The sequence below is a fragment of the Janthinobacterium sp. GW822-FHT07H11 genome (genome assembly GCF_058798615.1).
In genome coordinates this window covers 2,204,588-2,228,126 of record NZ_CM179507.1, presented here as the reverse complement: position 1 = coordinate 2,228,126, position 23,539 = coordinate 2,204,588, and the positions used below count along the sequence as shown (strand labels likewise).

25 protein-coding genes are annotated in these 23,539 nt (G+C 65.0%); 12 read left to right on the top strand and 13 right to left on the bottom strand.

Annotated elements, in window-relative coordinates; all coding sequences use genetic code 11:
• Positions 1 to 57: 57 nt before the first annotated feature.
• The 4 genes from AC3RCJ_RS10055 to AC3RCJ_RS10040 all read right to left on the bottom strand — a co-directional run bounded on the left by AC3RCJ_RS10055 (position 58) and on the right by AC3RCJ_RS10040 (position 5,994).
• Positions 58 to 2,190: a TonB-dependent receptor plug domain-containing protein gene (locus AC3RCJ_RS10055; RefSeq protein WP_492965079.1), complete on the bottom strand. Its 2,133-nt coding sequence runs from the start codon at positions 2,188 to 2,190 to the stop codon at positions 58 to 60.
• 77 nt (positions 2,191 to 2,267) lie between these two features.
• Positions 2,268 to 3,791, bottom strand: a complete 1,524-nt coding sequence (locus tag AC3RCJ_RS10050) for a M56 family metallopeptidase (RefSeq protein ID WP_492965080.1) — start codon at positions 3,789 to 3,791, stop codon at positions 2,268 to 2,270.
• A 3-nt stretch (positions 3,792 to 3,794) separates the two neighbouring features.
• Positions 3,795 to 4,172, bottom strand: a complete 378-nt coding sequence (locus tag AC3RCJ_RS10045; protein ID WP_492965082.1) for a BlaI/MecI/CopY family transcriptional regulator — start codon at positions 4,170 to 4,172, stop codon at positions 3,795 to 3,797.
• 91 nt (positions 4,173 to 4,263) lie between these two features.
• Positions 4,264 to 5,994, bottom strand: a complete 1,731-nt coding sequence (locus AC3RCJ_RS10040) for a methyl-accepting chemotaxis protein (RefSeq protein ID WP_492965456.1) — start codon at positions 5,992 to 5,994, stop codon at positions 4,264 to 4,266.
• A 290-nt stretch (positions 5,995 to 6,284) separates the two neighbouring features.
• Between AC3RCJ_RS10040 and AC3RCJ_RS10035 the strand changes: the two genes are divergently transcribed.
• The 6 genes from AC3RCJ_RS10035 to AC3RCJ_RS10010 all read left to right on the top strand — a co-directional run bounded on the left by AC3RCJ_RS10035 (position 6,285) and on the right by AC3RCJ_RS10010 (position 11,073).
• Positions 6,285 to 7,658, top strand: a complete 1,374-nt coding sequence (locus tag AC3RCJ_RS10035) for a DEAD/DEAH box helicase (protein ID WP_492960941.1) — start codon at positions 6,285 to 6,287, stop codon at positions 7,656 to 7,658.
• 244 nt (positions 7,659 to 7,902) lie between these two features.
• On the top strand, positions 7,903 to 8,691 hold the full coding sequence (gene otnI, locus AC3RCJ_RS10030) for a 2-oxo-tetronate isomerase (RefSeq protein ID WP_492960939.1): 789 nt from the start codon (positions 7,903 to 7,905) through the stop codon (positions 8,689 to 8,691).
• A gap of 157 nt (positions 8,692 to 8,848) precedes the next feature.
• Positions 8,849 to 9,670 carry a hypothetical protein gene (locus AC3RCJ_RS10025; RefSeq protein WP_492960937.1) on the top strand — a complete coding sequence of 274 codons (822 nt, stop codon included), beginning with the start codon at positions 8,849 to 8,851 and terminating at the stop codon, positions 9,668 to 9,670.
• The gene (locus AC3RCJ_RS10020; RefSeq protein WP_492960935.1) at positions 9,628 to 10,089 is read left to right on the top strand and encodes a hypothetical protein; all 462 of its coding nucleotides are present in this window, start codon (positions 9,628 to 9,630) and stop codon (positions 10,087 to 10,089) included. The genes AC3RCJ_RS10025 and AC3RCJ_RS10020 overlap by 43 nt, the downstream gene beginning before the upstream one ends.
• Before the next feature lie 80 nt (positions 10,090 to 10,169).
• Positions 10,170 to 10,589 carry a VOC family protein gene (locus AC3RCJ_RS10015; RefSeq protein ID WP_492960933.1) on the top strand — a complete coding sequence of 140 codons (420 nt, stop codon included), beginning with the start codon at positions 10,170 to 10,172 and terminating at the stop codon, positions 10,587 to 10,589.
• Positions 10,590 to 10,701: 112 nt separating this feature from the next.
• Entirely contained in the window at positions 10,702 to 11,073 is a 372-nt protein-coding gene (locus tag AC3RCJ_RS10010; protein WP_492960931.1) for a TraR/DksA family transcriptional regulator, read from the top strand.
• A 214-nt stretch (positions 11,074 to 11,287) separates the two neighbouring features.
• Here the strand turns inward: AC3RCJ_RS10010 and phbB are convergent, their stop codons facing one another.
• Entirely contained in the window at positions 11,288 to 12,034 is a 747-nt protein-coding gene (gene phbB / locus AC3RCJ_RS10005) for an acetoacetyl-CoA reductase (RefSeq protein ID WP_492960929.1), read from the bottom strand.
• Between the two features lie 228 nt (positions 12,035 to 12,262).
• On the opposite strand from phbB, the gene AC3RCJ_RS10000 reads away from it, so the two are divergent.
• Entirely contained in the window at positions 12,263 to 12,583 is a 321-nt protein-coding gene (locus tag AC3RCJ_RS10000; protein WP_492960927.1) for a hypothetical protein, read from the top strand.
• Between the two features lie 86 nt (positions 12,584 to 12,669).
• On the top strand, positions 12,670 to 13,536 hold the full coding sequence (locus AC3RCJ_RS09995) for a universal stress protein (protein WP_492960925.1): 867 nt from the start codon (positions 12,670 to 12,672) through the stop codon (positions 13,534 to 13,536).
• A 21-nt stretch (positions 13,537 to 13,557) separates the two neighbouring features.
• Here the strand turns inward: AC3RCJ_RS09995 and AC3RCJ_RS09990 are convergent, their stop codons facing one another.
• From AC3RCJ_RS09990 to AC3RCJ_RS09955, 8 genes are all read right to left on the bottom strand, one after another.
• On the bottom strand, positions 13,558 to 13,920 hold the full coding sequence (locus AC3RCJ_RS09990; protein ID WP_492960923.1) for a hypothetical protein: 363 nt from the start codon (positions 13,918 to 13,920) through the stop codon (positions 13,558 to 13,560).
• A 181-nt stretch (positions 13,921 to 14,101) separates the two neighbouring features.
• Positions 14,102 to 14,668, bottom strand: coding sequence for a glycine zipper domain-containing protein (locus AC3RCJ_RS09985; protein WP_492960921.1), 567 nt, complete (start codon positions 14,666 to 14,668; stop codon positions 14,102 to 14,104).
• A 103-nt stretch (positions 14,669 to 14,771) separates the two neighbouring features.
• Positions 14,772 to 15,515, bottom strand: a complete 744-nt coding sequence (locus tag AC3RCJ_RS09980) for an amino acid ABC transporter ATP-binding protein (protein ID WP_492960919.1) — start codon at positions 15,513 to 15,515, stop codon at positions 14,772 to 14,774.
• The gene (locus tag AC3RCJ_RS09975) at positions 15,512 to 16,204 is read right to left on the bottom strand and encodes an amino acid ABC transporter permease (RefSeq protein WP_492960917.1); all 693 of its coding nucleotides are present in this window, start codon (positions 16,202 to 16,204) and stop codon (positions 15,512 to 15,514) included. Before AC3RCJ_RS09975 ends, AC3RCJ_RS09980 begins: the two co-directional genes overlap by 4 nt.
• On the bottom strand, positions 16,204 to 16,887 hold the full coding sequence (locus AC3RCJ_RS09970) for an amino acid ABC transporter permease (protein ID WP_492960915.1): 684 nt from the start codon (positions 16,885 to 16,887) through the stop codon (positions 16,204 to 16,206). The genes AC3RCJ_RS09975 and AC3RCJ_RS09970 overlap by 1 nt, the downstream gene beginning before the upstream one ends.
• A 14-nt stretch (positions 16,888 to 16,901) precedes the next feature.
• Positions 16,902 to 17,732: a transporter substrate-binding domain-containing protein gene (locus tag AC3RCJ_RS09965; protein WP_492960913.1), complete on the bottom strand. Its 831-nt coding sequence runs from the start codon at positions 17,730 to 17,732 to the stop codon at positions 16,902 to 16,904.
• 111 nt (positions 17,733 to 17,843) lie between these two features.
• Positions 17,844 to 18,716 carry a M90 family metallopeptidase gene (locus tag AC3RCJ_RS09960; protein ID WP_492960911.1) on the bottom strand — a complete coding sequence of 291 codons (873 nt, stop codon included), beginning with the start codon at positions 18,714 to 18,716 and terminating at the stop codon, positions 17,844 to 17,846.
• A gap of 263 nt (positions 18,717 to 18,979) precedes the next feature.
• Positions 18,980 to 19,480 (bottom strand): winged helix-turn-helix domain-containing protein, encoded by a 501-nt coding sequence (locus AC3RCJ_RS09955; RefSeq protein WP_223278908.1) that lies wholly within the window; start codon positions 19,478 to 19,480, stop codon positions 18,980 to 18,982.
• A 570-nt stretch (positions 19,481 to 20,050) separates the two neighbouring features.
• Between AC3RCJ_RS09955 and AC3RCJ_RS09950 the strand changes: the two genes are divergently transcribed.
• From AC3RCJ_RS09950 to AC3RCJ_RS09935, 4 genes are all read left to right on the top strand, one after another.
• On the top strand, positions 20,051 to 20,284 hold the full coding sequence (locus AC3RCJ_RS09950) for a hypothetical protein (RefSeq protein WP_492960909.1): 234 nt from the start codon (positions 20,051 to 20,053) through the stop codon (positions 20,282 to 20,284).
• Positions 20,285 to 20,696: 412 nt separating this feature from the next.
• Entirely contained in the window at positions 20,697 to 21,698 is a 1,002-nt protein-coding gene (locus AC3RCJ_RS09945; RefSeq protein WP_492960907.1) for an ABC transporter substrate-binding protein, read from the top strand.
• Between the two features lie 42 nt (positions 21,699 to 21,740).
• Positions 21,741 to 22,550 (top strand): ABC transporter permease, encoded by an 810-nt coding sequence (locus tag AC3RCJ_RS09940; protein ID WP_442908093.1) that lies wholly within the window; start codon positions 21,741 to 21,743, stop codon positions 22,548 to 22,550.
• Between the two features lie 11 nt (positions 22,551 to 22,561).
• Positions 22,562 to 23,353: an ABC transporter ATP-binding protein gene (locus AC3RCJ_RS09935; protein WP_307780313.1), complete on the top strand. Its 792-nt coding sequence runs from the start codon at positions 22,562 to 22,564 to the stop codon at positions 23,351 to 23,353.
• The last annotated feature ends 186 nt before the right edge of the window (positions 23,354 to 23,539 follow it).

Below are 23,539 nucleotides of genomic sequence, written 5' to 3'. Positions count from 1 at the left end.
GGGGCGCCCAGCCCTCCTTCCGTCCGCGACGGTATTGCCAGGCATTGCAAATAAAGCCTACAAGGGACCTTCGAGCGTGATGCGCAGGGTGCGGTAGCTGCCCGTATCGACCGTGCGCAGCAGGCTGCCGGCGCCATCGGCATACAGGCTGCGCGTGCGGATGGCCTGGCCCAGCAGGTTGGCGCCCGACAGGCGCAGGCGCAGCCGGCCGCCGAACGCCCATACGGCATGCATGTCGAGTTCGCGCCTGGCGCCCTGGTACGCCAGCAGCTGGGCCGATTCGCGCGAGCGTCCGCCAGCCTGGTAATGGAGATTGCCTCCCAGGCTCAGGGGCAGGCTGGCCAGCCGGTAATCCATGCCCAGGTTGGCGCTCCACGGCAGCTGGCTGTCCAGCCGGTTGTCGGGACCGGCCACGGCAGCCACGCGCGACCAGTTGCGCGCCACATTTGCCCGCACCTCCAGCGCGGGGGCGCCGGCCAGCATCGCCGCCAGCGGCAGCTTCGCTTCCAGTTCGATGCCGCGCGCCAGCGCCGCGCCATGGTTGAAGGGCGTGGCCACCCAGCGCCCCTGGTCCTGATACAGGCGCTCCATCATCACGTCGCCGATGCGCCGCAGCGAGGCGCTGGCGCCCAGCATGGCGCCCCCGCCCAGGTAGTATTCATAGGCGGCATCGAGTCCCCACGCCAGCTCCGGGCGCAGCGCCGGATTGCCGCGGGTGTCGGGGTTGGTCGGGCTATTGCCATTGTCTATAGTGTAGGGGCGCGGAATCAGCTCGAACATCTGCGGTGCCTTGTAGGTGCGCGTAAGGGCCAGGCGCACCTGGTCGCTGGCACCCCGCTTCCACAGGCTTTGCAGCAGGGGACTCCACACTTGCGAGCGTACGTCGGCCGGGGCGCTGGCCGTGTGCAAGACCTCCCAGCGCAAGCCCAGGTACAGCGACCAGCGCGCCGACAGCTGCCATTCGTCCTGCGCGAACAGCGCCAGGCGCCGCAGCGTGGCCGCATAGTCTGCATCGGTCAGCACCTGCGGCGCGCCTGCGTCGAACTGGCGCTCGCGGCGAAAGTCCGCGCGCCGCTGGCGGCCCGCATCCCAGCCTGCCGCCAGCGTATGCCGTTCGCCCAGCGGCCGGCGATAGCTGCCGCTGAAATGGAAGCCCAGGTCATCGACGCCCGAATCGACCACGCGTGTCGTGCCTGGCGCGGGAGCGGCGCCCGTGCCCTGGAACAGATAGTCATTGGCGCGGCGGTTGTAGCTCACGCCCAGCCTGGCCTCGACGCTGGCGCCCTGTTCCAGCTTGCGCAGCCAGTGCAGATCGCTGCGCAAGCTGGTGCTGTCCTGGTCGAAGGCACTGCGGTTGTCCGGATAGCTGCTGGCGCCGCCCAGATAAGCCGTTTCCACGGCATGGCGGCGGCTGGCCAGGCGCTTGACACTGAGCAGGCCTTGCCACGCCAGGCTGCCCTCGCCGGCCAGCGCCCACTGCAGCCGGGGCGCCAGTTCCAGCGCGTCGACCGTCACGCGCTCGTTCAGCGGCGTATGGCGCACGGCCGTGGGCATGCCTGCGGCATCGGCGCCGCGCTCCCATTCATCGATGTCCACCCGCCGCGCCGTGCGGCTCAGGGTGCCCGCCAGCGCATACGCCAGGGTGCCCCGCTTGTCCGACAGCTGCACCGTGGCGCCGCCGCCCGGCGCGCCGTGGCTGGCGGACGCGTCCAGCTTGAACGTGCGCTCGGGCCGCGCCGAGGTTTTCTTCAGCACGATGTTGACGGAGCCGGCGATGGCCTGCGCGGAAAATTCGGCCGTGGCCGCGCGCATGATCTCCACCCGCTCGACCAGTTCCGGGTCCAGCGAATCGAGCGCAAAGCCGGGCGGCACGGGCTGGCCGTTCAGCATGACGAGGGTGTACCCCTGGCCCAGCCCGCGCATCCGGATCTGCGCGCCTTGCCCGCCGGGCCCCGCGCCGATGGAAATGCCGGGCAGGCGCTTGATGGCATCGGACAAGGCGCGGTCGCCCTGGCGCAGCAATTCATCGCGGCCGACGACGATGGCCGACACCGTGTCGTTGCGCCGCTGCTCCAGCGCGCCCCCGTTGACGGTGACGGTGGGAACGAGGGTGGCAGGCGCGGCGTCATCCGCACGGACGTGCGCCGTCAACGGCAGCGCCAGGCTGCACAGCAATAAACTCAATCGCATGAAAATTCCCGGAAAGGTGTGGCAGAGGTGGCGGGTGGCGCGCGGCGCACCCGCCCTACTTGCCGCTTCGCAATATGCTAGCGGCCAAACTGTTCCTTGCGCATGCGCAAGGCGCGCGCGGAGGCGTTGGCGTCCAGGCCGGCCAGCCGGGTTTGCGGATCTTGCAGCCGTCCATCCTGGCGCACCTGGAAGTGCAGGTGCGGCCCCGTCGCGCGGCCCGTGTCGCCCACCGCGCCGATGAGCTGGCCGGCGGCGACGATGGCGCCATCGTCCAGCGCCACGCTGTCGAGGTGGGCGTACACCGACTCCAGTCCGCCGCCATGGGCGATGCGCACGGCCTTGCCCAGCCAGTCGTCCTGCGTCACCGTGGCGATGCCATCGGCCACCGCCTGCACGGGCGTGCCGCGCCGCGCCGCCAGGTCCAGCCCGCGCAAGCCCGTCTGCGTGATGGGGCGGACCACGCCAAAGAAACCCGTGACGCGCATGCTGGCGAGAGGATTGCGCCAGGCGGCCGCGGCCGGCCTGGCAGGCGCCGGCGCCTCAGGCCCGGAGGCGTCGGCGGCGCCGGGCACGCTCCAGGCCAGTGCCGGCTGCAAGGCCAGGCTGGCGGCGCCGAGCGAGCACAGCACCAAGGCGATGGCCGCCGTGGCCAGCCACGGCGCGCCAGCGGCCTGGGTATCGCGCATGCGGGCGATGCGGTCGGCCATGCCGCTGCGCCTGCCGCCAAAGGCCAGGCCGCCGGAGAAGTGCGCCTGCAGGCTCAACTGCCGCAGCAGCGCCGCCGCATATTGCTGGCGCTGGCGCTGCGGGCGGCCGCTCAGCACTTGCCGGTCGCAGCCCAGCTCTTGCGCCCAGCCCAGCTTGCCTCCCAGCCAGCGTGCGGCAGGATTGAACCACAACAGCGCCTGCACGCCATGCGCGAGCGACCGGATGAAGGGGTCGCGGCGGCGCGCATGCGTCAATTCATGTTCGATCACCAGGTGCTGCTGCTCCGCCGTGAATTGCGCCAGGTGCGCCGGCAACAGCAGCCGGGGCCGCCATATGCCTTCCAGCATCGGCGAAATGGGGGCGTCGATCTCCAGCACGGCCATGCGCCGTACCTGGCGCAGCTGGGCGCCATTGACGGCCCCGCGCGCCTGCAGCGCCGCCACGTCGAGCGGGCGCGCCGCCTTCAGCAGGCCGCGCACCAGGGCGCGGCCGCGCCAGCCGCGCCAGACGAGGAAAACCACGCCCGGCGGATACGCGCACAGCCACGCGAGCGCCAGGGTGGCCAGCCAGGCCGTGCCGGCTGACCCGTCGCCCGGCGCCTGCGGCGATTGCGCCAGCGCCACGGCCGGCAGTGCCGCCCCGGCCGGCAAGCCGGGTCCGGTTCCGGCAGCGGACAGGCTCACTTCCGGCACGACGCTCACTTGTGCGCTGCCGGGCAGGAGGGACAGCATGAAGAGGGCCGCCAGCATCAGCTGCGCTCCCAGCCACAAGCTGCGCCGGGCAGCCAGCGCGGGCCAGCGCCGTTGCGCCAGGTACAGCAGGCCTTGCAGCAACAAACCGGCCAGCAGGCAGGCTAGCGTCGCCTGCAACAGTTTCAGGGCGAACAGGGTCATCGCTTACTCCCTGGCGTCGGTGGGCCAGTCTTGCAGCATCTGTTCCAGTTCGGCCAGTTCTTGCCGGTCGACGAGCTTGCTGCCTGTAAACATACTGACCGGCAAGGGACTGTCGATTTCCATCACGCGCCGGCCAAAGTCGTGGGCAAACGCGGCCAGCGTGGCCACCTTGTCCACGTTCGCCGCATACACGAGGACGCCGTGCACGCTGCGCTGTAGCAACATGCCCTTGTCCAGCATGCGCTCGACCGTCTTGCGCGTGGACGAAAACGACCAGCCCAGCTCCTCTTCCACCCTCGCATGCAGTTCGCGGGCGGACAGCGGCTGCTCCTTCCACAACGCTTTCAATAGCGACAGCTCGGTAACGGATGGCGTGCTCATGGAAATCTCCTTGTGTGACGAATGAGACAATTATGCGACACTTGTCACAGACAACACAAGCAAAATCTGCGACACGTGTCGCATGAGCATTTCAGAACTCTTCCCATTCGTCATTCCGGGCCTGGCGCTTGCCATCGCCCGCTGGCGGCGGACGCGATGGCGCCTTGCCGGCCGGCAAGGCCCTGGCCGCGGGGCGCGCCGGGCTGGCGGACGGGCGCGCGGCCGGAACGGCTGGCTTGCGGCGTGGCGCCGGCGGCGCGGCGTCCACCTGCGCGGTCTTGAACACGCTCACCGCATCGGCCAGCCGGGAGGCCTGATCCTGCATGGATTCCGCCGCCGCGGCGGCCTCTTCCACCAGCGCGGCGTTTTGCTGCGTCACCTGGTCCATTTCGGTGATGGCCTGGTTGACTTGCTCGATGCCGGCCCGCTGCTCGTCGCTGGCGGAGGAAATCTGCCCGACGATGCTGCTGACCCTGTGCACGCTGTCGACGATCTCGCGCATGGTGTGGCCCGCTTCGTCGACCAGGCGCGCGCCGCTCTCCACCTGGGCCACCGAGTCGTTGATCAGGGCCTTGATTTCCTTCGCCGCGCCAGCGGATCTTTGGGCCAGATTGCGCACCTCGGTGGCTACGACGGCAAAGCCGCGTCCCTGCTCGCCCGCCCGGGCCGCTTCCACGGCCGCGTTCAGGGCCAGGATATTGGTCTGGAAGGCGATGCCGTCGATCACGCCGATGATGTCGACGATCTTGCGCGACGAGTCGTTGATCGCCCCCATGGTGTCGACCACCTGCGCCACCACCGCGCCGCCCTTGCCTGCCACGGCGGAGGCCGACGCCGCCAGGCCATTGGCCTCGCTGGCATTCTGTGCGTTGCTCTGTACCGTGCTGGTCAGTTCCTCCATGGACGACGCCGTCTCTTCCAGCGAACTGGCCTGCTGCTCCGTGCGCGCGGACAGGTCGATATTGCCCGAGGCAATCTGGCGCGACGCCGTGGCGATGGCCTGCGTGCCGCCGCGCACTTCGGTGACGATGCGCAGCAGGCTGGCCGTCATGTCCTGCAATGCCTGCATCAGTTCGCCCGTCTCGTCCTTCGAGCGCACCACCACCCGCACCGTCAGGTCGCCCTGCGCCACCTGCCTGGCCACGTCGATGGCCGAACGCAGCGGCACGCTGATGTTACGCGCCAGCCACCAGGCGATGCCGGCGGCCAGGAGCAGCGCCGCCGCGCCGCCGCCCAGCAAGGTCCAGTGCGTGCGCGCCTGCAGGGCCGCCGCCGCTTCCGAGCGCTGCGCCAGCAGCACCGTTTCCGCCTGGCCGATCTCGCCCAGCAAAGTCCGCATGGCATCCATGCCCTGCTTGCCCCGGCCCTCCTTCTCCAGCGCCAGCACGGGTTCGATGGCCGCCGTGCCCTGCGCCACGGCGCGCCGCAAGGCGATCACGGGATCGAGCGCGCCGGCCTGCCAGGCTTGCTTGGCGGCATCGAGCTTCGCCAGGCGCTCCTGCTGGGCGGGGTTGTCGCTGGTCAAGGCGCGCGCCCTGGCCAGGTGCGTGCCAAACGCGGCCTGTCCCGCCTTGTACGGCTCCAGCGAAGCCTCGGCGCCCGTGATCACATAGCCGCGCTGGCCTGTTTCCATGTTGATCAGGCTTTCCAGGATGGCGCTGTTTTCAGCGAGTACCTGGTAGGTGTGGGTATTGATGGCATTGGCGTCGGCCAGCCGCGAGACATTCAGCGTGGCGACGGTGAGCAGGGCGGCCAGCAGCAGGACGATGATGGCAAAACCGCCATACAGGCGGGTGGCGATGCGAAGATCGGCAATACGCATGGGATTCCTCCGGGAGTGAACACCCCGGCGCCACGGTGAGTCCCGCGCATGGAGTGCTACAGGCAATCATAATGAATATCGACATGAAAAGGCGCGCCCTCAGCATGTATTTCTTTTACCTGTGGCATTGCATACTTTAAACAAACTCGGCGGTTTTTTGCCATGCTGTTATACTTCGCGTGTGCGGCACATATGACCAGTCCCCTTGCCGCTGTCTTTCGACCCCTAATCTGATTGCCTGCGACTGGCGCCCCACGATGGCGACAGGCCGATCTCACAATAAAGTTACCATGTCCTTTTCCTCCCTCGGATTGTCCGACGCTATCGTACGTGCCGTTACCGAACACGGCTACACCGTGCCGACCCCGATCCAGTCGCAGGCGATTCCCGCCGTGCTCGCTGGCGGCGATTTGCTGGCCGGTGCACAAACCGGCACCGGCAAGACGGCCGGCTTCACCCTGCCCGTGCTGCACCGCCTGTCGACCGACGCGAATGGCGCATCGATCACCAGCAACACTTCGACGCGCCCCATCCGCGCCCTGATCCTGGCCCCGACGCGCGAACTCGCCGCGCAGGTCGAGGAAAGCGTGCGCGCCTACAGCAAGTACACCAAGCTGAACTCCACCGTGATCTTCGGCGGCGTCGGCATCAACCCGCAAATCAAGCAGCTCAAGCATGGCGTCGACATTCTCGTCGCCACGCCGGGCCGTTTGCTCGACCACATGGGCCAGGGCACCGTCGACCTGTCGAAAGTGGAAATCCTGATCCTCGACGAAGCCGACCGCATGCTCGACATGGGTTTCATCCGCGACATCAAGAAAGTGCTGGCCGTGCTGCCGCCGAAACGCCAGAACCTGCTGTTCTCGGCCACGTTCTCGGAAGAGATCAAGGCCCTGGCCGACGGCTTGCTGAACAAGCCGGCCATGATCGAAGTGGCGCGCCGCAATTCGACCGTCGAAGTGATCAAGCAAAAGATCCATCCGGTCGACCGCGACAAGAAGCACCCGATGCTGTCCTACCTGATCAAGTCGAACAACTGGACGCAAGTGCTGGTCTTTACGCGCACCAAGCATGGCGCGAATAAACTGGTCGAGCAGCTGGGCGCGGACGGCATCGGCGCCCTGGCCATCCACGGCAACAAGAGCCAGTCGGCGCGCACGCGCGCCCTGTCGGAATTTAAAGATGGCACCCTGCAAGTGCTGGTCGCCACCGATATCGCCGCGCGCGGCATCGACATCGACCAGTTGCCGCACGTCGTCAACTACGACTTGCCGAACATTCCGGAAGACTATGTGCACCGTATCGGCCGCACGGGCCGTGCCGGCGCCAAGGGCGAGGCCGTGTCGCTGGTCTGCGTGGATGAGCACGAAATGTTGAAAGACATCGAAAAGCTGATCAAGCAAAGCCTGCCGCGCGAAGTCATCCCAGGCTTCGAACCGGACCTGAACGCCCGCGCCCAGCCTGTGCAATTGCGCAGCGGCACCGGCGGCCACCGCAACAACAGCCGCGCGCCAGCCGGCGCCGTGGTGCGCGTGAAAACCGGTGGCGGCGGCGCCAAGCCACGCAGCGCCGGCCCGTCGGGCGGCGGCGGTGGCGGCGGCAACCGTTCCGGCAATGCGCCGCGTTCGGCGGCCAACCACCGCTCCGGCGGCCGCGGCCGCTAAAACGCGGCCTGAAAGCTACTGCGCGGGGCGCTATTGCGTTTGCGTTGCTCGCCGTACTCCAGTACGGCTGCGCGACGCGACGCAATATCACTCCCGCTCGCGACGCTTTCAGACCCCGTTTGTCTTTCTCAAAAAGACGACAAAAACCGTTCCAGGACTTGTTTCTGGAACGGTTTTTTCATGCACGCCACTGATTGCCGATTTGGGCTAGGATAGTGTCCATCCTCCTTACCTGCGTGCCGCCATGCCGAACTTCGCTGCCAACCTCAGCATGATGTTTACCGAACTGCCCTTCCTCGACCGCTTTGCGGCCGCCAGGGAGGCGGGCTTCGATGCCGTCGAATTTCTGTTTCCCTATGCCGTCGAGGCGCGCCAGATCGCCATGCGGCTGGAACGCCACCATCTGCAACTGGCCGTCTTCAATTTCCCGCCCGGCGACTGGGAGCACGGCGAACGGGGCATCGCCTGCGATCCGCGCCGCGGCGAGGAATTCCACACCAATGTGCAACTGGCGCTCAACTACGCGCTGGCGCTGGGGGCGAAACAGCTGCACTGCATGTCCGGCATCGTGCCGCCCGGCATGAGCCTGGAGCGGGCGCGGCAAAGCCTGATCGGCAAGCTGCAATATGCGGCCGACGCCTGCCGTCCGCATGGCATCAATGTGCTGATCGAGCCGATCAACCGCTACGACATGCCAGGTTACTTTCTGAACCATAGCCAGCAGGCGGCCGACATCATCGCCGACTGCCAGCGCAGCAATATCTTCCTGCAGTATGACATTTATCACATGCAACGCATGGAGGGCGAGCTGAGCAACACCATCCGCGCCCTGCTGCCCCTGATCCGCCACATCCAGATCGCCGACACACCGGGCCGCCACGAGCCGGGCACGGGCGAGATCAACTACCGTCATCTGTTCAAGCTGCTGGACCAGGTCGGCTACGCGGGCTGGGTGGGCTGCGAATACCGGCCCGCCAGCGATACCGTCGCCGGACTGGGCTGGCGCGAGCAACTGACGTCCGCTCCGGCCTGAGCATCGCGCCGGCCAAGAGACCCTCCCGGCGGTTGAAGACATTTCCTGCCGGGATAGTCTCTAACGACCGCTACCTTGCGTCCGCACAAGGCGGACGGCGCAAGCCGGCACAACAATACCTTTCCATACAGTATTTTCAATCGTATCGAGAGGTGCCATGTCTTCCCTGTCCGCCTGGCATAGCCGCTTCCTTTTGCTGAGTTTGCTCGTCGCCCTGTCCGGCTGCGCCGGTCCGCGCGCGGATCTGGCGCCAGTGCGCGCCCTGGCCGCCGACGGCAAGGGCTTGCAGGCGTTCGGCGAACTGTCGCAGCGCCAGCTGGACAGCTACCAGCGCCTTCGCCCCTACCTGTCGCCGGCGCAGGATGCACGCGAACGCCAGCTCGATGCGCAGCGCCGCGCCATGCAGGCCGATGTCGCGCACCTGCTGCAAGCGGTGCGGCTGTATCTGCAGGCGCTGGGCAGGCTGGCGGGCGCGGACGCCTACGATGTGCAAAGCGAGCTGGGCAGCGCCGCCAGCGCCATCCGCGCCTGGCCCGGCAGCGGCATCGACGACCGCCAGGTGACCGCCTACGCCATGCTGCTGCAACAGCTGTCCCGGCTGGCGGGAACGTCGGCCCAGCAGGCCAGCGTGGCGCAGGCGCTGCACGCTGGCGATGCGCCGCTGCAAGCGCTGCTGGCCGCGCTCGATGACCTGCTGCGCCTGTACGACAAGGGCAGCGACAACGAACGCGATATCGTGCTCGGCCTGCTGGAAACGGAAATCGCGTATGCGGATACGCCGCAGCAGCGCCTGCTGTCCGTGCTGGCGAAAAGCATGCAACAAAGCAAAAGCGAGGAATACCGGCTGGCCGGCCTGCACCACACGCTGGCACGCCGGCATCTCGCCGCCCTGGCGCGCGAACATGCGCGCCTGGCCGGCATAGTCACGGAGGCAACATGGACGACAGCGTCATCACCGAACGCCGCGAAGCGGCCCTGAGCAGCGCCATGCGGGTCGAGCAACTGGCCGACAGCCTGTCGCAGGCGGCCGCCACCTTGCACGAGGCCGTCATGCGCGCCATCCGCCGGCGCGCCAGCCAGGGCGAAAATGGCATCACCCTGACGCAGACCCAGGCCGTGTTTGCGCTGGAAGTGGCCTTGCGCCAGCAAGCCAACCTGCTGTATGCGGATGCGGCCGGCCACACGGTGGCGGGGCTGGAGACGGCGCAGCGCCAGCTCAGCGGCCTGCTCGACACGGTGCGCCTGAGCATCGCGCGCAATGACAATGTGCGGCACTGGATAGAACTGTCCACCAGCTTGTTGCACCTGGGCAGCGCCGTCATCGCCGGCAACCCGGAACGCATCCTCAGCACGCTGGGCAAGGTGCGTGAGCGGCTGCAAGAGATGACGCCGGACTGATTGCAATCGGCCGGCCAGCGCCTATACTGGGACGTCCCCGCCTGGCAATCACGCCCGGGGGACGACCAGAGGAGACCAACATGCGTATCGAACCGTATTTGCAATTCGATGGAAATTGCGCGCAAGCGCTGGAATACTACCGCCAGCATCTGGGTGGCGACAATCTGTGCCTGATGCCGTACCGGGGCTCGCCGGCGCAGGACCAGGTCAAGGAAGACTGGTATGACAAGATCATGCACGGCTCCGTGCAATTGGGCAACACCATGCTGATGGGGACGGATGGCGGCTGTTCCGAGGACGGCGCCAAGGCCATGAGCGGCTGCTCGATCTGCCTGACCATCGATACACCGGAAGAAGCGGAGCGGGCCTTCTCCGCGCTGGGCCGTGACGGCACGATCCAGATGCCGCTCGAGGAAACGTTCTGGGCCAAACGCTTCGGGATGCTGAAAGACCAGTTCGGCGTGTCGTGGATGGTCAACTGCCTGAAAGAACCAGCATAGAACGGCAACCTCCCCCCTGCGCCGCCTCAAACGCGGCGCGGGTAGTGGCGCAAGCAAAGCGGGCCATCTTGGACTACCATGATGGAAGAGACTCCAACCCGGTGAGCAGGCCATGAATGGATTGCCGCAAGACCAGCTACAGCGCTTGCAGGGCGTGCTAGAGCAACGCAAGCATGCCTTGCAAGAACAAATCGACAGTGAAATGGCCGAGACCGCTGCCCGTGCCTCGCTGCTCAATGAAATCGAAGCGTCGCCGGCCGACAACGCCAGCGTGCGCACGCTCAATGCGCTGCTCAGCGAAGCGGCCGAGCACAATCTGGCGCAGCTGGCCATCATCAAGCATGCGCTGGCCAAGTTTGCCGATGGCAGCTATGGGCTGTGCGACAACTGCGGCGAAGCCATCGGCCTGTCGCGCCTGAATGCCCGCCCGGAAGCGCGGCTGTGCATCGATTGCCAGACGCGCCTGGAAAAGGCGCAGCGCTAAACGCCATGCCGCTGGCGGGCAGGACCGGCCCAGACCGGCTCGGCTAAGAACAAGAGGCAAGGCATCGCTGCCCTGCCCCTTGCCAGCCACCCGTGTTACCGTACAACGACTTGCGCCCTGCTTGTCCGTCCACCCGCCAGCCTCTGCGTGCGTGCTGGGCGGCCGGCGTCTCCTCCACTGCCATTGCCTTGTGCGCGATGACGCGCGTCCATGCCTAACTCATGTGCTGCCCGCCGTTGATGGCGATGTTCGCACCCGTCACGAATGCCGCCTCGTCCGACGCCAGGTAGGCCACCAGCGCCGCCACCTCGTCCGGCTCGCCCAGGCGGCCCAGCGGGATCTGCGGCAGGATCTTCGTTTCCAGGATGTCGGCGGGCACGGCCGTGACCATCTGCGTGCGCAAATAGCCGGGCGAGACCGTATTGACCGTGATGCCGTGGCGCGCCACTTCCAGCGCCAGCGCCTTGCTGAAGCCATGCACGCCCGCCTTGGCGGCCGCGTAGTTGCATTGGCCAAACGCCCCCTTCTGGCCATTCACGGAAGAAATGTTGATGATGCGGCCCCAGCGGTTGGCCAGCATCGGCTCCAGCACCTGCTTGCTCATGTTGAACAGGCTGTCGAGATTGGTGCGCATGACCTCGGACCAGTGCGGCAATTGCATCTTGCGCATGCTCTGGTCGCGCGTGATGCCGGCGTTGTTGACCAGCACGTCGATGCGGCCGGACTGCGCCAGCACCTGGCCGACGGCCTCGCTGCAGGCCGCGAAATCGGCCACGTCGACGGCCAGCGCCTGGAAATGGTAGTGCTGTTCGCGCTGCCCGGCCAGCCACTGCGCCACGCGCGGGTTGCCCGGCGTGTGGGCGGCCACGACGGCAAAGCCCGCATCGTGCAGGCGGCGGCACAAGGCCGTGCCCAGGCCACCCATGCCGCCCGTCACCAGTGCTACTTTTTGTTCAGTCATTGCTGTCTCTCCCCGCTTGTTATGGTTGTTCTGCGTGGGATCAAGTGTAGGTGGCACTTTTGCAGACGGCATTGCGCCAGATCAAAGGCTCAGCCTGCCTATGGACGCGTTCGTCTGCGCCAGGTCCATATGCGAAAAATTATCAAAATCATACTTGGCGATGAGGTGATGGCACCTCGGCGGGCGAGGCCGGAAACCTTGCTTGATGACAATCCAAAGGAGAACGCGATGGACATCCAGGACGACACAGAAGCATTGCGGGATTTGTTCAACGACATCAATCCCGGCATGAGCGACGTGGAATCGCTGCATCAGGCCGAACTCGATCCACAGCATGCGCTGGCCCTGATGGCCAACCCCAAGGCGGCGCTGAAAGCCATGGGCATCCCCGTCAGCGACGCCTCGCAAGTGCAGGTAAGCATGAAGAACCGCGCCAGCCGCGCCATGCTGGAGGTGGCGCAAAAGGCGGCGCAATTGCGGCGCATCATCATCATCGTGATTCATTACCGCAACTGCGACGCCGACATCATCATCATCGGCATGAACTGAGGCGCCAGGCGCCGGCCGCAGTCGTGCGCGGCCGGTGCCCCGGTCTGTGCCAGAATGGCCCTTACTGCACAGCGAGAGGCCAGGCCATGACGTATAAAACCGTATTGCTCCACATTGACGACAGCGGCGGGCGCGGCGCCCGCATAGAAGCGGCCGCCAGCATCGCGCAAGCCTGTGGCGGCCATCTGGCCGGCGTGGCGCTGACGGGCGTGTCGCGCCTGCTGTACCAGAACCAGCCCGACCTCGACGCGGACCCGAACCTGAGCTTGCATTTGAACTTCCTGCGCGAGCGGGCCACGCGTGCCCTCGACGGCTTCGAACCGCAGGTGCGCGCGGCCGGCGTCGCCTCGTTCGAGCAGCGCGTGGTCGACGACGAAGCGGCCGGCGGCATCAGCCTGCTGGCCCGCTATGCGGACCTGGTGGTCATCAGCCAATACAATGCCAGCGATAAATCGCCGTCCGTGATGCGCGATTTCCCCGCCTACGTGCTGCTGCATTCGGGCCGGCCCGTGCTGATCGTGCCCTATGCGCCGCCGCTGCCCATGCTGGCGCCGCCGGCCAGCGCCCGCCATGTGCTCATTTCATGGAATGCCAGCAAGGAAGCGAGCCGCGCCGTCAGCGCCGCCCTGCCCCTGCTGCAGCGCGCCGGGCAAGTCCACGTGGCCATCTTCGACGCCCAGGCGCATGCGGCCGAGCACGGCGAACAGCCGGGCGCGGAGCTGCTGCACTACCTGGCGCGCCACGGCGTGGAAGCGCGGCTGCATTTGCTCGACGGCGGCGGCGTGCGCCGCGGCGATATCGGCGAAGCCCTGCTGTCGCAGGCGGCCGACCTGTCGGCCGACCTGCTGGTGATGGGCGCGTATGGCCATTCGCGCCTGCGCGAAACCATATTGGGCGGCGTCACGCGCACCATCTTGCAAAGCATGACCATCCCCGTGCTGATGGCGCACTAGCCGGCGCGAAAGGGGAGCCGCTTAGCCACCCGACTGCCACGGCTGGCTGCGGATCTTCGCCACCTGGCGCTGCGCCAGCCACTGCCACAATTGCATGGCGGCATCCTGCGGCAGGGCCGACATGCGGCGCGGGCTGGCCAGGGCGATCTCGCAATCGCGGTCCGACCACTCCTCGAAAGTGACTTCGCCTCCGCTAGCGACTTCCACCTGGTACATCAAGCCATCGTCGTAACCAAAACGCAACAACACAGCGGCCGGGCTGCCGTCGGGCAGCGTGCCCGGCGCGCGGTATACTTCGGCCAGCGCATCGGCCAGCTGGGTCGGCGAGGGCGCGCAGATGTCGCGCCCATCGGCCCGCGTGAGAATGAACCATGCCTGTGTCATGACGCGCCCTCCTATCCATACTCGTTAGCATGCGAGGCAAGCTGATGGGCAGTCACGATGGTCCTTGCTGCAGCGGGCGCACGGGAACTATCCCTGTCGGTATTTTTATTAATAGTAACAGGGATCATACCGAATTTCGTGCCGCATGGCGCTGAAGCTTTCACTACAACAACAACGCAGCCTACGCCACCAGCACGGGAATGCTGAGCGGATCGAAGTCGTGCCAATCGCCGTTCGCGATCGTGCCTTCGGCTTCCTCGATATGCTCCGCGCCCAGCCGGTGCAGGGCATCGAGCGCGCGCTGGCGGTCGTCCAGGCCGCCCAGCGCCACGGCGATCAGCATGCCAGGATGACGGGGCTGGCGCCGGTTTTCACCGTTGCCGCCTTTGCCCGCCTCACCCTCGCCCGCCTCCTTCATCTTGTTGAAGCTGTACAGCGAGCCCACGTGGGCGCCCACCAGCGCGCCCACCACCGGCCCCAGCGGCCCCGTCGCCAGGGTGGTGGCGGCGCCGATGCCCGCCCCCACCGCCGCGCCCACGGCGACGCCTTCAACCACGCCTTGCGGCGTTTCCTGCGCGCCCGGCGAGACCTCGCGGTCGCCGCCCAGCGCATGCAAGTCATGCTGGCCCGGCTGGTTGACAAAGAAGGCACTGATGCGGCTGTCGGGAAAGCCCGCATGGTTCAAGGCCGCGCGCGCGGCATCTATCTGTTCCTGCAACTGAAAATGACCTGCAATAATGCGTGACATGATCTCCTCCTTCGGATGGGGCTGCCGGCGCCCGCGCGCCATGGGTCTAGCGTGCGCGCCCCTCCCTGGCCCGACTGTTCGCTTACGCACGCAGGCGAAAAAATCAAGCCGCCACGGCAAACGGGCTGCGAATATCTGACAGGAATTGTTGTGCACGCGCATGCTGGGGACGCGCAAAAAACTCGTCGGGCGTGGCCCGCTCCAGCACTTGCCCGTGGTCCATGAACCAGACCCGGTCCGCCACATCGCGCGCAAAACCCATCTCGTGGGTGACGCACACCATGGTCATGCCGTCGCGTGCCAGGTCGCGCATTACCTGCAGCACTTCGCCCACCATTTCCGGGTCCAGCGCGCTCGTCGGTTCATCGAACAGCATCAGCGGCGGCTGCATGGCCAGCGCGCGCGCGATGGCCACCCGCTGCTGCTGGCCGCCGGACAGGTCCGCCGGCATCGCATGGGCCTTGTGCGCCAGGCCCACGCGCTCGAGCAGGGCCAGCGCGCGCGCCTCGGCCTCCTTGCGGCTCAGGCCGTGCAAGCGCCGCGGCGCCAGCGCGCAATTGTCCAGCGCGGACAGATGGGGAAACAGGTTGAACTGCTGGAAGACGAAGCCGATATGCGAGCGCAAGGCATTCACGTCCAGTCCCGGCCCGTGAATGTCCTGGCCGGCCACCGTGATGCGGCCCGAAGCGATCGCTTCCAGGCGGTTGACGGTGCGGATCAGGGTCGACTTGCCGGAGCCGGACGGGCCGCACACGACCAGCACTTCGCCCTTGGCCACGTGTTCATTGATCTCGCGCAAGGCGTGATACGCGCCATAGTATTTGTTGACGTTATCAAAGGTAATCATGCAGCCGCTTTCAGGAAACGCGCCTGGCGCCGCTCGAGCCAGAAGGCGGCGCGCGACAGGCTGAAACATAAAACAAAATAACTCATGCCCAGCAGGAAATACACTTGCAGCGGTTTCGTCAGCACCAGGCCGTTCACTTGCGAGGCGATGAACGACACTTCCGCCAGGCCGATGATATGGCCGAGCGAGGTTTCCTTGATGGTCGAGACGAACTGGTTCACCAGCGAGGGCAACATGTGGCGCAGCGCCTGCGGCAGCACCACCGTGCGCAGGCTGTCCAGGTAAGTCAGGCCCAGCGAACGGGCCGCCTCCACCTGCCCCCGTGGCACGGCTTGCACGCCGGCGCGCACGATCTCGGCCAGATAAATGCCGTCGAAGATGACGAGGGCCGCCAGCATGGTGCCGAACTGCCCGCTTTCATGCCCGGTGATGCTGGGCAGGAAGAAATACGCCCAGAAGATGACGAGCAACAAGGGAATGCCGCGCACCACGTGGATCAGCGCGGTCACGGGCCAGCGCAGGGCGCGCCACGGGCTGATGCGGGCCAGGCCCAGCAGCAAGCCCACGGGCAGGCTGAGCAACAGTGCCAGGCTGGCCAGCACGACCGTCAACGCCAGCCCGCCCAGCGGCCCTGCGGGATAGCGTCCCACCAGAAAATACAGCCAGTAATCGTGCAGCAGTTCCAGCATCAGGCGCTCCTTCTTTGCAGCAAGGCCGCCAGGCCGGCAATGGCGAGGGAAACCGCCAGGTAGGCCGCGCTGGCGAAGACGAAAGCCTCCACGCTGCGGAACGAGGCCGCTTCCACGCGCTGCGTCTGGTACATCAGCTCGGCCACGCCGATGACGGTGGCGATGCTGGTGTTTTGCCACAGGGTCAGGGTTTGCGACAGCAGCGGCGGCGCGGCCAGCCGCAGCGCCTGCGGCACGATGCACAGGCGCATGGTGGCAAGGAAACTGAAGCCCAGCGCCCGACCCGCCTCGAATTGCTGGGACGGGATGGCGCGGATGCCGCTGCGGATGTCTTCGGCCATGTAGGCGGCCGTGTACAGGGTCAGGGCCGTGACGGCGCTGACGGCTTCGATATTGCCGGCGTACAAGCGCTCCTTCCATGCCTGGGGCAGCAGTTCGGGCGCGCCGAAATACCAGAACAGGAAGTGCGCCAGCAGGGGCACGTTGCGAATCAGCTCGACATACGCGGCGCCCAGGCCGTTGAGCAGGCGCGACGGCGCCAGGCGCAGCATGGCCACGCCGCAGGCCAGCGGCAGGGCCAGCAGCAAGGTGATGCCCATCAGTTGCAGGGACAGCAGCAAGCCGGAGATGAGCCAGTCGCGGTAGTCGCCGGACAGCAAAAAGTTCAGATCAAACATGCGCAAGCGTCAGGCAAGGTTCAGGCGTCAATCTTGTCCGATTCAATCTTGAAGTTCCGTTTTTGAAATTTCACATTGCTCGTGGGGCCATACCATTTGAAGAACAGCTTTTCCGCCTCGCCCGATTTTTCCAACCCGCGCAGCACATTGTCGACGGCCGTTTTCAGGCCCGTCTCGCCCTTGCGGATGCCGAAGGCAAACACTTCCTTGCTGATGTTTTGCGGCAGCACAAGGTAATCCTTTTGCACGGCGCCCAGCTTGGCGTAGTTGTTCAGCAAGGACACTTCATCGTCGACATAGCCGACGCCCTTGCCCTGTTGCAAACCCAGGTAAGCCTGGCCCGCCGTCTCGAACGTCACCACCTCCACGCCGGGCACGGCCTTGCGGATATTCGGTTCCTGCGTGCCGCCCTTGACGGTCAGCACTTTCTTGCCGGCCAGTCCCGCGACCGTGGTGATGTTGCTGCTTTTTTTCACCAGCACGCGCTGGCCCGTATAAAACGTGGACAGCGAGAAATCGACGAGCGCTTCGCGTTCCTTGTTGTGCGTCAGGGACGCCGTGAGGATATCGATGCGGCCCTGCTGCAGTTCGGGAATGCGGGCCGCCACGGCCAGTTGCCGGATCACCGGTTTGACGCCCAGGCCCTGGGCGATGGCGCGGCACAGGTCCACTTCATAGCCGACCAGCTGGCGCGACTTGGCGTCGATGAAGCTGTTCGGCTCGTCCGTGCCAAGGGTGCCGCAGACCAGTTCGCCCTTCGCCCTGATGCCGGCCAGCTGGTCCGCTTGCGCCACCTGCGTGTAGGCGACGGTGGAAAGAAGTAGCGCGGCAAAGTAAAGACGGGTCTGCATGAAATTCCTCTGGTGGCATGAATAATGCCGCCATTAGACCGCAGCGCCCATATTTCCAAAAAGGAATCTTTTCACCCTTGCTTATGAGTAAATCATGTAAGGCACCGCCACCTACCAGTGCGGCGCGTAGCTGGGAAACGGCGAGGCCATGTGCTCGGGTTCCACGGGCGGCGCCATCCAGTCGCGCGGGTCGACCTTGTAGTACTGCAAGAATTGCGCATACAGCTCTTCGTGGTGCTCGGCCATCTGGTACGGCTTTTCAAAGAAGGTTTCCGTGGCCACGGCAAAGAACTCGGCGGGATTGGTGGCGCCGTAATGGTCCATCACGCTTTGCTGCTGGACCATGGCGTCATGGCGCAGGTTGTCGAAGTCGCGCGACAGCACGGTGGCCCAGCTGCGGTAGCTCGACACGCTGGGCAGGTACGGCGCGCCATTCGCGGCGCCCGACTCGCTGTCGAGTTGGTGGGCGAATTCATGCAGCACCACATTGTGGCCATCGGTCCAGTCGGCCGCGCCGCGCTGCACGTGGTCCCAGGCCAGCACGACGCGGCCATCGCCCCAGGATTCGCCCAATAAACCGTTGGCCGATGGCGTGACCACGCCGCCCGGCCCCACTTCATTGCGCGTGACGATGAATTCCGTGGGATACACGAGGATGGTGTCGAGCTCGGGATACACCTGGGTCTGGCGGTTGAGCAGCAGCAAGCAGGCTTGGCCGGCGATGGTGTAGCGCATCTCGTCCGTGATCTCCAGGCCGCCGCAACCGACGAATTTCTTCTGGAACAGGAACTGCACGACCAGACGGCGCAATTGTTCCTGCAGCGCCGCCGGCATGCGCGGATACACGGGGATATTTTTTTCCAGCACGGCCAGGCCTGCGGCCGGCAAGGGCTTGGCCAGCGCCCGCTTCAAGCGCCAGCGGGGCAGCCACAGCGACAAGGCGATGGCGGCCGTGACGAGGGCGATCCACAGCAGCGGGTTCATGCGGCGGCCCGTTTCAGGGCACGGGGGCAGGAAAACAAGCGGGCGGCGTAGGCAGGCAAGGACGAACTCCTTCAAGTGAACCCGCGCGTTGCGGGCGGCAGTCCAGCCCACATGGGGATGCTTGCAGTCTTTTCAATCAGACCAGATCAACGAGCCGCGCGCAACGCCAAAAGCCGGGTCGTGACCCGGCTTTCGACATGCGTCTGATACGACGAACCACCAGCGACGCCCGCCAGCCGCCAGGCGGCCAGGCGGGAGGGCGATTACTCAGCCGATTTCTGTTGTGGCGCGCCAAACAATGCAGCCACCAGCGGATCGCGCGTCACGGGACCGCGGTTGACGCGGATCGCATAATGCGTGTCATCGGCCAGGATGTGGAAGTGACGGCCGCTGCCTGCCATGCTTTGCTCGCGCAGGCCTGGACGATCCTTGCGCGGTGGCGCGCCTTCGCGTTTCGGCTGGACGATGGCGGCCAGGAAGGCACGCACGCGCTCGGGGTCTGGCGTCAGCTGGTACACTGCCTTGCCCAGGTAGGTGGCGGTGCCTTCGATGTAGCGGGCCAGTTCGATCACGCCCGCTTCGCGCAGGTCGCGGATGTATTTGCGGGCGCCCGATGGCGAAAACTTGAGGAACCAGGCGATTTCATCGGCCAGCATCTCGTGCAGCGACAATTCACCGATCAGTTTTTGCATGTTTTCGATGCGGCGCAGGGTGGCCGACGTCGAACGCACGCGCTCGATCGGTGCCATGGAAATAGGATTCATGCGTTCCGGGGGGATGGGTGCTGCACGTTCGACCATTTGCGAGCCTTTTTCTGGGCTACGAAGTTCCTGGTGCGCTGCCTTTAATTCGCTCTTCACGTGAGACTGAGTCATTGCATGCATTTGAATACTCCTTTTAAACGATTGCCGGTAGCCCGGATTGTTAAATTCTTGGCAATTTTTATGCCAGAGAACTGCAAATCCTGAGCGTCTGACCACAGAATGCCTGCCTGCGCGGCGTTGGTCTGTGCGTTAACGAACATTAGAAGCAAGAAAAGTGAAAATATTTCCATGTGACACTATTCCATCAGTCGCCGATCAATTCTTCGCTCAAGGTGAAATGGCGAACAGAAGCGCGGCCTGTCTTGCAATAAATTCAAGCTGACGGACCCGCAAGACCCGCATGCGCAGATGCCGTGCCTTGCTCCATGCAATCTTGCCCTGCTCACCAGCCTGTTGACCGTTTGCTGAGCGTTTATTAACTTTTGATCAGGCATGCCGCTTTTTTGATTCAGCATGCCGCCTGTCTCCCCTTGCTTGTATCCGTTTGTCGCCATTTGCAAAGGAACCATCATGAAAATGCCTTGTCTGCTGGCTGCCGCCGCCCTGATCAGCCTTTCCGCGTGTAAAAAACCTGCCGAAGCGCCGCTGCCCGAAACCGTGCCGCCATCTTCCGCACCGCAAGTGATGCCTGCCCCGGCCGCGCCGGCCACGCCCGAGCTGGGGCCGGGCAGCGTACCGCCGCCCACGCCATTGACCGACCCGGCCACGCCCCCCGCGCTGCCGCCCGCCACGGCACCGAAGTAAGTTCAAGCACACGCGCTGCCACCCGTGCCAGCGCTACCCCGACTCCACGGGGGAGTTACGCGTTGCCAGCCTTTTCTGCAACGCGTTTTTTTACGGTTGGAGTCTGCCACGCGCATTTAGGTTCAGCCCCGCCGCCTTGATTTTGCACAAGCTCGCGGCCAGCCCGCCCCTGGTTTCGCCTCCGCCGCGAATCCGGCAATCCGCACGCATTTCCCGCCTGGCGTGCGGAAAAGCGGAATCCGGATATTTCCAGCTTTTAATGTATGCAAATTAAACCTTTATAAACAATCACTTGCAATAAGTGTCAAAATGCGATCCACTGGCACGGAAGATGCTTTTATATTTTCATAGCCGCCGACAGAGCAGCAGCAATGCCCAAATAAAACCATCTACCTTTTTTGGAGACAACAGCATGGCACACCCCTTCCGTATCGCGTCCTTCCTGAATACCAAAGCACTGGCCATGGCCGTCGCGCTGGCGGCCCAGTTCCCCCTGTCGGCGCACGCCGCCGACCTGGTCCGCCTGGGCAACCTGAAATTCGCCCATTACGGCGCCGTCGCCTACATGAAAGAGATCGCGCCCAAATACGACCTCAAGATCGAGGAACGCATCTTCGCCAAGGGCCTCGACATCGTGCCGGCCATGATCGCCGGCGAAATCGACGTGTCCGCCAGTGCGCTGGAAGCGGCCATCACGGGCCGCGCCACCGGCCTGCCCGTGTACCTGGTGGGCGGCTTTGCCAAGGGCGGCGTGCAGATCGTCGCCCGGCCCGACCTGAACATCAAGGGCATCGCCGACCTGAAAGGCAAGAAAGTCGGCGTCACGCGCGGCGGCCCGCAGGAAATCCTGCTGTTTGCCGAGCTCACCAAGGCCAAGCTGACCTGGTCCGACAAGCCGGGCAAGGACGTGCAGATCCTGTACATGGGCTACCCCGACCTGAACCAGGCGCTCTTGACCCGCGATATCGACGTCATGAGCCAGTCCGAACCGTACTCGACCCAGGCCATCCACAAGAAATACGGCGCGGCCGTCATCAAGCCCTACGACACGCCGCTGGGCGAGCCCGTGCGCGCCCTCGTGATGACGGAAAAGATGTACAAGGAAAAGCCGGCCGTGGCGCAGCGCTTCATGGATTGCTTCGTCGCCGCCACCCGCGCCTTCCTGGCCGACCCGAAACTGGCGGAAAAATACGTGCGCGAATCGATGTTCAAGAACCAGATCACGAGCGAGGATTACCGCGACGCCATCGACAACGCCATCTTCACGGAAGACATCACGCAAAGCCACGTGCAGCTGACCACCGACTACATGGTGAAATTCGGCGTGGGCCGCATGGCCAAGGCACCTGCCGCCAAGGATTGGGTCAAGCTGGACCTGCTGGAAAAAGCCAAGAAGTCCTATGTCCCACGCTAACCACGACCCCGCCAATCTGAAAGTCTCACGATGAATATGCAAATGATGAAACGCTTCGCGCACGGCGCCGCCGTGCCCGTGGCCGTGCTGCTGCTGTGGCAAGCCATGTCGACGTTTGGCTGGATCAACCCGCAAATCCTGCCTTCGCCCGTGGCCGTGCTGGTCAAATGGTATGAATACCTGATCCCGATGCAAGCCTACACGCCCGAAGCGGGCAACTACCTGGTGTGGATGTTCTCCGGCGAACTGCCGCACGACGCCTGGGCCAGCCTGTCGCGCGTGCTGGGCGGCTTCGCCATCGGCGCCGGCCTGGCCTTGCCGCTGGGCTTGCTGATGGGCACCAACAAGACCATCTACAAACTGTTCGACCCGCTGGTGCAGGTGCTGCGCCCGATTCCGCCGATCGCCTACATTCCGCTGGCGATTTTGTGGTTCGGCCTGGGCAATCCGCCCGCCTTCTTCCTGATCAGCATCGGTTCCTTCTTCCCCGTGCTGATGAATACCATCGCCGGCGTGCGCCAGGTCGACGGCATTTATATTCGCGCCGCGCGCAACCTGGGCGCCAGCCAGATGACCATGTTCCGCCGCGTCATCCTGCCGGCGGCCACGCCCTACATCCTGGCCGGCGCGCGCATCGGCATGGGCACGGCCTTCATCGTCGTAATCGTGGCGGAAATGATCGCCGTCAACAGCGGCCTCGGTTTCCGCATCCTGGAAGCGCGCGAATATTTCTGGTCAGATAAAATTATCGCCGGCATGTTCACCATCGGCCTGTTCGGCCTGGCCATCGACATGGCCATGAATGCCCTGAATAATCATTTGCTGCAGTGGCATCGCGGCCTGGAACACTGAGAGGAACGGCCATGACCACGATCAATATCAATGCAGTCAATAAAATCTTCACCACGGGCGGCGCCGACGTCATCGCCCTGAAGGATATCAACCTGGAAATCGCCAGCGGCGAGTTCATCTGCCTGCTGGGGCCGTCCGGCTGCGGCAAGTCGACCCTGCTCAACGCCATCGCCGGCTTTTCGCAGCCGACGTCGGGCCAGATCCTGGCCGGCGGCAAGCTGATCACCGAGCCCGGCCCCGACCGCGGCATGGTGTTCCAGGAATACGCGCTGTTCCCCTGGATGACGATTGAAAGCAATATCGCCTTCGGCCTGGAAATCGCCGGCAAGACGCCAGCCGAGATCAAGGAGCGGGTCGACATGCTGCTGAGCATGCTGGGCTTGACGGAATTTCGTACCCGCTACCCGAAAGACTTGTCCGGCGGCATGCGCCAGCGCGTGGCGATTGCCCGCGTGCTGGCCCTCGATTCGCCGATCATGCTGATGGATGAACCGTTCGGCGCGCTGGACGCCTTGACGCGGCGCAACCTGCAAGATGAATTGCTGAAAATCTGGAAAGTCTTCGGCACCACCATCGTGTTTGTGACGCACTCGATTGAGGAATCGATCTACCTGGCCGACCGCACCATCGTCATGACCTACCGTCCCGGCACCATCAAGCGCGACGTGGCCATCGACCTGCCCCGCCCGCGCGACCCGAGCGACCCCGAGTTCAACCGCCTGAAACGCATGCTGGGCGAGATGGTGATGGAGGAGCAGCAGCGTCATCACAATGCCGAGACCATGGCCAGCACGGCAGATTAGTGGTGTCTGACCAAACCTACTGCGCGTCGGTATAGGCGGCCTGCGATGCTCACCGTACCAGAGTACGGTTGCGCGTCTCGGCCACCTCTCCCTTCCGCTCGCTACGGTTTTGTCAGGCACCGCACGTTTGCATGTCGGTGCAAAATCAGGATTCGCCCATGCGGGTGAATCCCGCCGTACACTACC

Excerpts from the sequence above, each read along its gene's own strand:
- AC3RCJ_RS09940 (WP_442908093.1), top strand. The coding sequence starts at position 21,741 with ATGATGAAACGCTTCGCGCACGGCGCCGCCGTGCCCGTGGCCGTGCTG.
- AC3RCJ_RS09985 (WP_492960921.1), bottom strand. The coding sequence starts at position 14,668 with ATGTCACGCATTATTGCAGGTCATTTTCAGTTGCAGGAACAGATAGAT.
- AC3RCJ_RS10050 (WP_492965080.1), bottom strand. The coding sequence starts at position 3,791 with ATGACCCTGTTCGCCCTGAAACTGTTGCAGGCGACGCTAGCCTGCCTG.
- AC3RCJ_RS09965 (WP_492960913.1), bottom strand. The coding sequence starts at position 17,732 with ATGCAGACCCGTCTTTACTTTGCCGCGCTACTTCTTTCCACCGTCGCC.
- AC3RCJ_RS10035 (WP_492960941.1), top strand. The coding sequence starts at position 6,285 with ATGTCCTTTTCCTCCCTCGGATTGTCCGACGCTATCGTACGTGCCGTT.
- otnI (WP_492960939.1), top strand. The coding sequence starts at position 7,903 with ATGCCGAACTTCGCTGCCAACCTCAGCATGATGTTTACCGAACTGCCC.
- AC3RCJ_RS09990 (WP_492960923.1), bottom strand. The coding sequence starts at position 13,920 with ATGACACAGGCATGGTTCATTCTCACGCGGGCCGATGGGCGCGACATC.
- AC3RCJ_RS09955 (WP_223278908.1), bottom strand. The coding sequence starts at position 19,480 with ATGAATCCTATTTCCATGGCACCGATCGAGCGCGTGCGTTCGACGTCG.
- AC3RCJ_RS10000 (WP_492960927.1), top strand. The coding sequence starts at position 12,263 with ATGGACATCCAGGACGACACAGAAGCATTGCGGGATTTGTTCAACGAC.
- AC3RCJ_RS09935 (WP_307780313.1), top strand. The coding sequence starts at position 22,562 with ATGACCACGATCAATATCAATGCAGTCAATAAAATCTTCACCACGGGC.
- AC3RCJ_RS10020 (WP_492960935.1), top strand. The coding sequence starts at position 9,628 with ATGGACGACAGCGTCATCACCGAACGCCGCGAAGCGGCCCTGAGCAGC.
- AC3RCJ_RS09995 (WP_492960925.1), top strand. The coding sequence starts at position 12,670 with ATGACGTATAAAACCGTATTGCTCCACATTGACGACAGCGGCGGGCGC.
- phbB (WP_492960929.1), bottom strand. The coding sequence starts at position 12,034 with ATGACTGAACAAAAAGTAGCACTGGTGACGGGCGGCATGGGTGGCCTG.
- AC3RCJ_RS09950 (WP_492960909.1), top strand. The coding sequence starts at position 20,051 with ATGAAAATGCCTTGTCTGCTGGCTGCCGCCGCCCTGATCAGCCTTTCC.
- AC3RCJ_RS09975 (WP_492960917.1), bottom strand. The coding sequence starts at position 16,204 with ATGCTGGAACTGCTGCACGATTACTGGCTGTATTTTCTGGTGGGACGC.
- AC3RCJ_RS09960 (WP_492960911.1), bottom strand. The coding sequence starts at position 18,716 with ATGAACCCGCTGCTGTGGATCGCCCTCGTCACGGCCGCCATCGCCTTG.
- AC3RCJ_RS09980 (WP_492960919.1), bottom strand. The coding sequence starts at position 15,515 with ATGATTACCTTTGATAACGTCAACAAATACTATGGCGCGTATCACGCC.
- AC3RCJ_RS10010 (WP_492960931.1), top strand. The coding sequence starts at position 10,702 with ATGAATGGATTGCCGCAAGACCAGCTACAGCGCTTGCAGGGCGTGCTA.
- AC3RCJ_RS10040 (WP_492965456.1), bottom strand. The coding sequence starts at position 5,994 with ATGCGTATTGCCGATCTTCGCATCGCCACCCGCCTGTATGGCGGTTTT.
- AC3RCJ_RS10045 (WP_492965082.1), bottom strand. The coding sequence starts at position 4,172 with ATGAGCACGCCATCCGTTACCGAGCTGTCGCTATTGAAAGCGTTGTGG.
- AC3RCJ_RS10055 (WP_492965079.1), bottom strand. The coding sequence starts at position 2,190 with ATGCGATTGAGTTTATTGCTGTGCAGCCTGGCGCTGCCGTTGACGGCG.
- AC3RCJ_RS09945 (WP_492960907.1), top strand. The coding sequence starts at position 20,697 with ATGGCACACCCCTTCCGTATCGCGTCCTTCCTGAATACCAAAGCACTG.
- AC3RCJ_RS10015 (WP_492960933.1), top strand. The coding sequence starts at position 10,170 with ATGCGTATCGAACCGTATTTGCAATTCGATGGAAATTGCGCGCAAGCG.
- AC3RCJ_RS10025 (WP_492960937.1), top strand. The coding sequence starts at position 8,849 with ATGTCTTCCCTGTCCGCCTGGCATAGCCGCTTCCTTTTGCTGAGTTTG.